Source organism: Micromonospora rubida (assembly GCF_009908295.1).
Lineage (GTDB): Bacteria > Actinomycetota > Actinomycetes > Mycobacteriales > Micromonosporaceae > Micromonospora > Micromonospora rubida.
In genome coordinates this window covers 333,762-343,006 of record NZ_JAAALO010000007.1, presented here as the reverse complement: position 1 = coordinate 343,006, position 9,245 = coordinate 333,762, and the positions used below count along the sequence as shown (strand labels likewise).

Here is a 9,245-nt window from a genome sequence, read left to right as displayed (position 1 = left end):
AGTGTTGCCAAAGGAATCCCAACCAGCCGAAACCCTAAAGTCCGACCAGTCCGGGGTATAAATCATAATTGGCACTGGCTTATCAAGCACCCTGTTGAGTTCTCAAAGAACAACCACACACCATCCGAGCACCCCCACCAGGAGGGCCCCATCCGGGGCATTTCGTTCGTCCCGCACCCGCCGCTCTCGCGCCGGGCACTTTTACTACGTTACCCGCCGATTTCCGCCGTGTCAAACCGGTGTAACCCGATCCGACCTGCTTCCACCCAATTTACGGGCACCATTCGGCGACCGACTTTCGTCGGGCACTTTCTGGGGTTCGGCAGGCCGCCCGCCGTGGTCTCCCACTTGGCGTCCGTTTCCCTGCCGGGGCGAAACATTACCCCCTCCCCTCCGGCCCGCCAAATCGGCCCCTCCCCCAAACGGGAGGGGGCCGACCGGCGACACGGACCTCGATCAGCCGACCGACTCGCGGTCACGCCATGCGCGGCGCAGCGTCACCCGCCCGTTGGTCCGCAGCAGGGCGCCCTCGTACAGCCGGGCGCCTCCGGCCAGGCAGGCGGCGGTGGTCGCCAGCAGCACCAGCAGCGACAGGATTGGCTCCCAGCCGGCGGCGTCACCGGTGAACAGCCGCAGCGGCATCGCCGTCGGCGCGGAGAACGGGATGTAGGACAGGATCCGCATGGCCAGCGGGTTGTCGTTGAGGAACATCACCGCGAAGAACGGCAGCATCACCACGAGCTGGACCGGCATCGACACCCCCGCGATGTCCTCCTGCCGGCTGGCCAGCGCGCCGGCGACGGCCCACAGCGCGGCGAGCATGACGAAGCCGATCACGAAGAACGGCACGAACCAGCCCAGCGCCGGGCCGAGCAGCGGCAGGATCCCGCCCCCACCGTCGGCGATCCGCATGCCGGCGACCGCCACTGCGACGATCAGCGCGATCTGCCCCAGGGCCAGCACGCCGCCGGCGATCACCTTGCCGGCGAGCAGCGCCCGGACCGGCACGGCGGCCACGAGGATCTCCACGATCCGGGTCTGCTTCTCCTCAGTCACGCTCTGCGCGATCTGCACCCCGAAGAGCTGGGAGGTGAAGAAGAACGTCATGGCGAAGGCGAGCGGGACGAGGAACGCGGCCACCGGGTCCACGGTGTCGGGGTCCAGCAGCCGCACCGGCGGTTCGGTGCTCAGCGCACGGAGCACGTCGGCGGGGCGCTCGTCGAGGGCGAGGACCTGCGGGCCGGCGACCACCGCCGCGTCGACGTCGCCGTCGCGGACCAGCCGCTCGGCGGCGGCGTCGTCGGCGACCGGGCGGACGTCCAGGCCGGCCTGGCGCATCGCGTCGGCGTCAGCCGGCGTGGACACCGCCACCGACGTGGGCGTGCCGGCGAGCAGGGCCGGGAGGATGGCCGAGCCGGCGGCGAAGAGCAGGAAGAACAGCGTACTGATCAGGAAGGTCTTGTCGCGCAGCTTGACGCGGATCTCGCGGGCGGCGACCAGGCGGACGGCGGCGAAGGTGGTCACTGGGTCAGCTCCCGGAAGATCTCGGCGAGGGAGGGTGCGACGGGGCGGAAGGCGCGCACCGGGCCGCGGTCCAGCGCGGCGTGCAGGACGCGCTGGTCGTCGTGGCCGGGCGCGAGGTCGAACACGGCGCGGGCGCCGTCGAGGTCGACCAGGGTGATTCCGGGCTGGTCCCGCAGCCACCCGAGGTCGTCGTCCGCCACCAGCTCGTAGCGGGGCCGGGTGTGCGCGGCGCGCAGCTCGTCGCGCGGGCCGGCGGCGCGGACGGCGCCACCGGCGATGACCACCAGGTCGTCGCAGAGGCGCTCCACCACGTCGAGCTGGTGACTGGAGAACAGCACCGGCACGCCCGCGGCGGCCCGCTCGCGCAGCACGGTCACGAGGGTGTCGACGGCCGCCGGGTCGAGCCCGGAGAACGGCTCGTCGAGCACCAGCACGTCGGGGTCGTGGACCAGGGCGGCGGCGATCTGGGCGCGCTGCTGGTTGCCCAGGGACAGCGTCTCCACCAGGTCGCCGGCCCGTTCGCCGAGCCCGACCCGGTCGATCAGGTCCGTGGTGTTGGCGCGGGCCCGCTCGGCGGTCAGGCCGTGCAGCCGGCCGAGGTAGACGAGCTGGTCGCGGGCGCTCATCTTCGGGTACAGGCCGCGTTCCTCGGGCAGGTAGCCGAAGCGGCGGCGGGACTGCGGGGTCAGCGGGGCGCCGCGCCAGGTGACGGTGCCGGAGTCGGCCGCGAGCACGCCGAGGATGATCCGCATGGTGGTGGTCTTGCCGGCGCCGTTGGCGCCGACGAAGCCGGTCATCCGGCCGGCCGGGACGTCGAAGGAGACGTCGGTGAGGACCCGCCGGTCGCCGAAGCTGCGACTGACCCCCTCGACGCGGAGCAGATTGATCATGCGTTGGACGCTAGCCGCCGTCGGGGTCTCCTGCCGTCCGGCCGGAGGCGGACCCCGGCGTCCGCCGCGCGGTGGACCGGCTCACCCGCCGGGGCGTACCACCCCGTGCTCGTACGCGAAGACCACCGCCTGCGTGCGGTCGCGCAGCCCGAGCTTGGCCAGCACCCGGCTGACGTGGGTCTTCACCGTGGCCTCGCCGAGGTACAGCGCGGCGGCGATCTCGGCGTTGGTGACGCCACGGCCCAGCAGCTCCAGCACCTCGCGCTCGCGTGGGGTCAGCCCGTCGAGCAGGGTCGGGTCGGTCCGGGGCGCGCGGCCGGCCGGGGCGGCGAAGGTGGCGATGACCCGTCGGGTGATCTCCGGGGCGAGCAGGGCGTCGCCCCGCGTCAGCCGGGGCGGGCATAACCGGTGGGGTGGCTGGTCAGCCGCCCCTGGATGCACCCCGGCGCGGCCACCGCCAACGCGTGCCGCGCCCGTCGATACGGTAGCCGGATGACAGACGTAGTCGGGTACCGCGAACTGGGCGAGGCCGGGTGGGCGTGGGTGCTCGGCCAGGTCCGCGAGGACGACGGTCCGTGGCTGCCGGAGTCGGTCGCCGACGACGGGCCACCGGACGGGCCGGCCGGGGACCGCGACTCGCTGTACGCCGGCATCGCCGGGCTGGCCCCGGTCCTGGCCGAGGTCGAGCGGCACCGGGCGCTGACGGACGCCGAGCGGTCCCTCGGGGCGGGGATCGTGACCCGGCTGTCGGCCGGGGCGGCGGTGCGCGTCGAGCCGTCCCTGTGCGACGGGCTGGCCGGGGACGTGTTCGCGCTGCGACTGCTCGCCCCCGGACAGGAGGGGATCGCGCTGCGTCGGCTCGCCGAGCTGCGTACCCCGGCGGGGTGGGACACCACCCTGGACCTCGGGCCGGACCACCGTGGGCCACTCACCGATCTGATCATGGGTACGGCCGGCGTGGTGCTGGCCGCCGCCTGGGCGGGTGGCGAGGCCGCCGCCCCGATCATGTCGACCGGCGGGGAGGCGCTGCTGCGGGTGGCCGAGCCGACCGCCGCCGGGCTGGACTGGCGCCTGCGGCCGGGGCACTCGTCGAGCACGCCGAACTACTCGCACGGCACGGCGGGGGTGGCCACGGCGCTGGCCGTCGCCGGGCACGCGCTGGGCCGGGACGACTTCCTCGACGCCGCCCGCGCGGGCGCCCGGCACCTGCTCGCCGTGGGCTGCCTGGACGACGACGGTTTCGTCGTGCCACACACCATCCCCGCCTCGCGGCGGGAGGTGGAGCCGGTGACGTACGGCTGGTGCCACGGGCCGACGGGGACGTCGTACCTGTTCGCCGCGCTGGCCTTCGCCGGGGTCGAACAGGTCGCCGGGTTCACGGTCGGCGAGCTGCGGGAACGCTGCCTGCGTTCGGTGCTCGCCGCCGGGCTGCCCCGCCGGCTCCGCCCGGGTTTCTGGGACAACGACGGCCGCTGCTGCGGCACCGCGGGGGTCGGCGACATGCTGCTCGACGCCGCCCAGGGCTGCCCCGATCGGGCCGGCGCGGAGCTGCTGCTGCGGTCCGCCCGGACCATGGGCGACGCGCTGGTCGAGCGGGCGGTCCGCGACGACGCCGGCGCCCGGTGGCGGTTCGTGGAGCACCGGCGGGATCCGCCCCTGCTCCCACCCGGGACGGCGTGGATGCAGGGTGCCGCAGGGATCGCCGCGTTCCTGCTGCGCCTCGCCCGGGTGTGCGAGGCCCCGACCACCGCCGTCGTCGTCGACCGGCCCGAGCAGTGGTGGGCGGTCCCGCAGCCGCTGCGGGTCGCGTCCGCCGGTGGTGGTGGCGCGACGGTGTGAGGTCGGCGGCACACCGCGACCCCGGTGCTGCCCGTACCCGGTGGGGTGGCGGAGGCGCGGGCGGTCGTCACTCGGGGGCGGCCGGGCCCAGCAGCCGGATCTCCTCGATGTCGAGCGCGGCCTGGAGTTCCCGCAGCACCGTGTCGTCGATCTCGTTCGCGTCGCGCAGCCGGGTGATCTCGCGGCGCTTGCGTTCCAGGACCGCCAGCCGTAGCCGGCGCTCGAGGTCGCGGGCCCGCTCGGACTCCTCCCCCACGTCGGCGGCCCGGATGCCGTCGAGGTGGGCCTGGTAGTCGAGGCGCACCCGGTCGACGGCCTCCGGCGCCGCGCCCAGCCCACCCGCCACCTCCGGCAGCGCCGCCAGCCCGACCTCCGCCGCCCGCAACCGGGCCCGACGCGCCTCGTCGACCCGCTGCTGGTCCCCGACGAGGCCCGCCCACCGGACCACGAGCGGGAGGGTGGTGCCCTGGACCAGCATGATCAGCACGATCACCACCGCCGTGCAGAAGATGATCAGGTCACGTTCGTGGACCGGATCCCCGGCTGGGGTGGACAGCGGGACCGCGAGCGCCGCGGCCAGGGACACCGCGCCCCGGAAGCCGGCCCAGCCGGCGGCCGTGCGGATCCGCCACCCGACCCGCAGGGCCCGCTGCGACCTGCGGCGGTCGATGAGCTCCAGCAGGTACGCCGACAGGTGCAGCCAGGCCATCCGGGTCGCCAGCACCGTGGCGGCGACCACCACCGCGATGACCAGCCCCCGCGCCAGAGACGTGCTGGTGACCCCGCGCAACGCGCGGGGGATCTGCATCCCGAGCAGCACGAACAGCCCACCGTTGATCAGGAAGGTGCTCAGGTCCCAGAAGGCGAGGGCCATCAGTCGGGAGGGCGCGCGGATCACCCGGGGCCCGGCGTAGGCGAGCACCAGGCCCGCGACCACCACGGCGAGCACGCCACTGGAGTGCAGCTCCTCGGCGATCAGGAACGCGACGAACGGGGTGAGCACGCTGAGCGTGCCCTCCCGGAGCGGGTCGTCGAGGCGGCGGCGTACCAGGACGACCAGGCCGCCGACCGCCAGCCCGGCCGCGACGCCGCCGAGGAACGATCCGGCGATCCGCTCCAGGAGCGGGAGCGGCCCCGGCGGGGCACCGCCGGTGATCAGGCCGACCGCGACGGCGAAGAGGACCAGCGCGGTGCCGTCGTTGATCAGGCTCTCCGCGCGCAGGATGTTGAGGAACCGGCGGGGCAGCCGCTTGGCCAGGCCGGCGACGGCGGCGGCGTCGGTCGGGGCGAGCACGGCGCCGAGCACCCAGGCCGCCGGGCCGGCCACCCCGACCGCCTGGGCGACCCCCGCCACCGCGACCATGGTGACCGCCACCAGCGCCACGGCGAGCAGGACGATGACCAGCAGGTTGGCGCGTAACTCCCGCAGGCTGACGGTGAGGCTCTCCCGGTAGAGGATCGCCGGCAGGAACAGCAGCAGCACCACGTCCGGTTCGAGCACCACGTCGGACAGTGGCGGGGCGAACGCCAGCAGCACGCCCATGCCGATGAGCAGGACGGGCGGTGCGACGCGGTAGCGCCCGCCGAGGGTGGTGCCGAGCAGCACGGTGGCCGCCAGCACCACGATCAGCACGAGCCCTTCCACGTCGTCCCCTCGTCGCCCCTCACCGTCGGCGGGCGGCCGGCCGGGTCGAGGGGTCCCGGGGGCGCCCGCCCCACCATGGTTCTACGGCGGCCGGGTGCCGGAGGTTGGAACCGGCCTATTGGCGCGACCGGCACCGCCGGGCCGGGGTCAGGAGAAGCGTTCGATCGTGACGGGGATGAGTCCCTGCATCCGCAGCGCCGCGGTCAGCTCGCGCAGCAGCGGCCCGAGCGGGTCGGCACCGCCGGCGAGGTCGGCGCTCAGGTCGAGGCACCAGGGACCGCCGGCGCCGATCCGGCGCAGGTGCCAGGTGAAGGAGTCGGCCCCGACCCGGCGGGAGGCGACCCCGATGACCCTCGCCTCCGGGTCGGCGGGGTCACCCGTGCTCGCCATCCGCCAGCCGCCGCGCAGGTTCGCCAGCCCGTCCGGGCGCAGGTCGGCGGCGAACAGGACCCGGTAGACGCGGCTGTCGCGCATCCCGGCTCCGGCCGGGTGGGGGTTGAGCCGCAGCGGGGCCGCCCTGGACAGCGGCTGCCCGTCGTGGAAGTGGCCGCGCAACGCCTCCTCGCCGGGCAGTTCGCCGCCGCCGAGCAGGCGGTAGGCGGTCGCCGCCTCGTGCCGTGGCACCCCGACCACCCGGCGGCGCAGGTGGGCGTCGACCCGGATGCTCCGGCTGAAGGCCGCGCAGTCCCACCAGTGGCCGTCCGCCGGCGTCCACGCGGCGGAGTCGAGGCGCACCGCCGCCCAGTCCTCGCCGAGCACGAACTCCTCGACGACGAGCCCTTCCGGCGCGGCGACGCTCCCGCCCGGGCCGTCGGGGTGGACGAGGTAGTAGTCGAGCGCCGGCTGCGGTACCGGGGCGGCCGGCCCGGGCCGGTGCACCGCCACGGGGGCCTGCGGCGTGCCGCCCGGCCGGCTCTGCTCCGCGTGCCATGTCGTCACCGCAGCATTGTCGACCGGGGCCGCCCGCCGGCCCGGACGACTCGCCGCCGCGCCGTACGGCCCGTCGGGCGGAGGCGGGGCGACCCCGCCACGGCGGACCCGACCCGCCGGTTTCTTTCATTGCTCGGTCGAAACGTTTCTCTTACACGTTCGACTCTTGCACGCGGCAGTCCACTGCTGACACGATGACCGTCGATGCATCTTCGAAACGAACGGAAGGAGCAGGGCCATGGCGGTGTCCCGTCGGAGACTGATCGGATCCCTCGCAGCGGGATCCGCCCTCGCCGCAGCCTCCCCGACCGACCTGGTGTCGGCCCTTCGCGGCACGGCCCTCGCGGCCAGCCCGCCCGGCGACGTCGTCGGCAAGATCTCGGTCGGCTACCAGGGCTGGTTCAGCTGCCCCGGCGACGGGGCGCCGATCGGCGGCTGGTGGCACTGGAGCCGCGACCGGTTCCAGCCGCCGGCCCCGGCCAACACCACCATCGTCTCCTGGCCGGACATGCGGGAGTACGCCCGCGGCTACTCCACCGCGTACCCGGCCCTGGGCAACGGCCAGTCGGCGCAGCTCTTCTCCTCCTACGACCAGCAGACGGTCGACACCCACTTCCGCTGGATGCAGGAGTACGGCTGCGACACCGCCGCCCTGCAACGGTTCAACCCGGTCGGCGACGAGGGGCCCACGCGCGACGCCATGACGGTCAAGGTCCGCGGCGCGGCCGAGCGCTTCGGCCGCAAGTTCTACATCATGTACGACGTCACCGGCTGGACGTCGATGCAGACCCAGATCAAGGACGACTGGACCAACCGGATGTCCGCGCACACCGCCTCCCCGGCGTACGCCCGGCAGAACGGCCGGCCCGTGGTCTGCATCTGGGGCTTCGGCTTCAACGACGACGGCCGCCCCTTCGCGCCCGCCGCCTGCCTCGACGTGGTCAACTGGTTCAGGGCCCAGGGTTGCTATGTCATCGGCGGCGTGCCGACCTACTGGCGGCAAGGCATCAACGACTCCCGGCCGGGCTTCTCCGAGGTCTACCACGCGTTCCACATGATCTCGCCGTGGATGGTCGGCCGCACCGGCACCCTGGACGGGCTCGACTGGTTCCACACCAACGTCAACGTTCCCGACCAGGCCGACTGCATCACGCACGGCATCGACTACCAGCCCTGCGTGCTGCCGGGCGACCTGTCGTCCGGGCACCGCCGCCACGGCGACTTCTACTGGCGGCACCTCTACAACCTGACCCGGCTCGGCGCCCAGGGCCTCTACGTGTCCATGTTCGACGAGTTCAACGAGGGCAACCAGATCGCCAAGACCAGCGAGACGCAGGCGACCACCCCGGCGGGGGCGGGCATCCGGGCGCTGGACGAGGACGGCACCGCCTGCTCCGCCGACTACTACCTGCGGATCACCGCCGACGGCGGCCGGATGTTCAAGGGCCAGCTCGCCCTCACCGCCGTACGGCCGACGCCGCCCGTGCTCGGCGGTGGCCCCCCGCCCGGCGGGGACCTCGCCGCGGGCCGGCCGACGTCGGCGAGCAGCCAGAACGGCGGGTTCGCCGCCGGCAACGCCGTCGACGCCGACCGGGGAAGCTACTGGGAGTCCACCAACGGTGCCTTCCCCCAGTGGTGGCAGGTCGACCTCGGCGCGGCCCACCAGGTGGCCCGGATCGTGCTCGCCGTGCCGGCCGGCTGGGAGGCGCGCACCCAGACGTTGAGGGTGCAGGGCAGCACCGACGGCGTGACCTTCACGACGCTCGCCGGGCCGTCCGGGGTCCGGTTCGACCCGGCCACCGGCAACACCGCGACCCTCGCCGTGCCCACGACCGCCGCCCGGCACGTCCGGGTCACGGTCACCGGCAACACGGCCTGGCCGGCGGCCCAGCTCGCCCAGGTCGCGGTGTACACGACGCCCGACACCCCCACCCCGGGCGCCGACCTCGCCCGGGGCAGGCCCGCCACGGAGAGCGGCCACGCCCAGGCCTACGGCTGCGCGAACGTCGTCGACGGCAACCCCGACAGCTACTGGGAGAGCGCCGCCGACGCGTTCCCGCAGTGGGTGGGCGTCGACTTCGGCGCGACCGTCGGCGTCGGCCGGATCGTGCTGCGGCTTCCGCCGGCCGCCGCCTGGCAGCGGCGTACCCAGACGCTGTCGGTCGAGGCGAGCCCGGACGGCGCCGCGTGGACGACCCTCGTCGCGTCGGCCGGGCGGGTCTTCGACCCGGCCACCGGCAACCAGGTGACGCTCACCGTGCCGGCCACGCCGGCCCGGCACGTGCGGATTCGCTTCACCGGCAACACCGGCTGGCCGGCTGCGCAGCTGTCCCAGCTGGAGGTGTACGCCGGCTAGTGGCGGCGCGGCGTCCCCCACGCCCCCGCAGCACACCACCGGCCGCCGCGCGGCCGGCTCC

At 74.3% G+C, this 9,245-nt stretch carries 6 protein-coding genes and 1 pseudogene; 2 read left to right on the top strand and 5 right to left on the bottom strand.

Annotated features, from left to right (window positions below):
• Positions 1 to 456 precede the first annotated feature (456 nt).
• The 3 genes and pseudogenes from GVV04_RS25050 to GVV04_RS25040 form a co-directional block, all read right to left on the bottom strand.
• Entirely contained in the window at positions 457 to 1,524 is a 1,068-nt protein-coding gene (locus GVV04_RS25050) for an ABC transporter permease (protein WP_161691047.1), read from the bottom strand.
• Complete coding sequence (locus GVV04_RS25045) at positions 1,521 to 2,414, bottom strand: ABC transporter ATP-binding protein (protein WP_161691045.1); 894 nt, start codon at positions 2,412 to 2,414, stop codon at positions 1,521 to 1,523. Before GVV04_RS25045 ends, GVV04_RS25050 begins: the two co-directional genes overlap by 4 nt.
• Positions 2,415 to 2,495: 81 nt before the next feature.
• Positions 2,496 to 2,804: pseudogene (locus GVV04_RS25040) on the bottom strand (response regulator transcription factor); the annotation flags it as partial.
• A 102-nt stretch (positions 2,805 to 2,906) separates the two neighbouring features.
• On the opposite strand from GVV04_RS25040, the gene GVV04_RS25035 reads away from it, so the two are divergent.
• A complete protein-coding gene (locus GVV04_RS25035; protein ID WP_161691043.1) occupies positions 2,907 to 4,253 on the top strand; it encodes a lanthionine synthetase LanC family protein in 1,347 nt (448 codons plus the stop codon).
• Positions 4,254 to 4,320: 67 nt separating this feature from the next.
• Here GVV04_RS25035 and GVV04_RS25030 read toward each other — a convergent pair whose 3' ends face one another.
• Together GVV04_RS25030 and GVV04_RS25025 are read right to left on the bottom strand one after the other, a co-directional pair.
• Positions 4,321 to 5,898 (bottom strand): Na+/H+ antiporter, encoded by a 1,578-nt coding sequence (locus GVV04_RS25030; RefSeq protein WP_328822562.1) that lies wholly within the window; start codon positions 5,896 to 5,898, stop codon positions 4,321 to 4,323.
• Positions 5,899 to 6,045: 147 nt separating this feature from the next.
• Positions 6,046 to 6,837, bottom strand: a complete 792-nt coding sequence (locus GVV04_RS25025; protein ID WP_161691041.1) for a hypothetical protein — start codon at positions 6,835 to 6,837, stop codon at positions 6,046 to 6,048.
• Positions 6,838 to 7,066: 229 nt separating this feature from the next.
• Here GVV04_RS25025 and GVV04_RS25020 point away from each other — a divergent pair, with 229 nt between their 5' ends.
• Positions 7,067 to 9,184, top strand: a complete 2,118-nt coding sequence (locus GVV04_RS25020; protein ID WP_161691039.1) for a discoidin domain-containing protein — start codon at positions 7,067 to 7,069, stop codon at positions 9,182 to 9,184.
• The last annotated feature ends 61 nt before the right edge of the window (positions 9,185 to 9,245 follow it).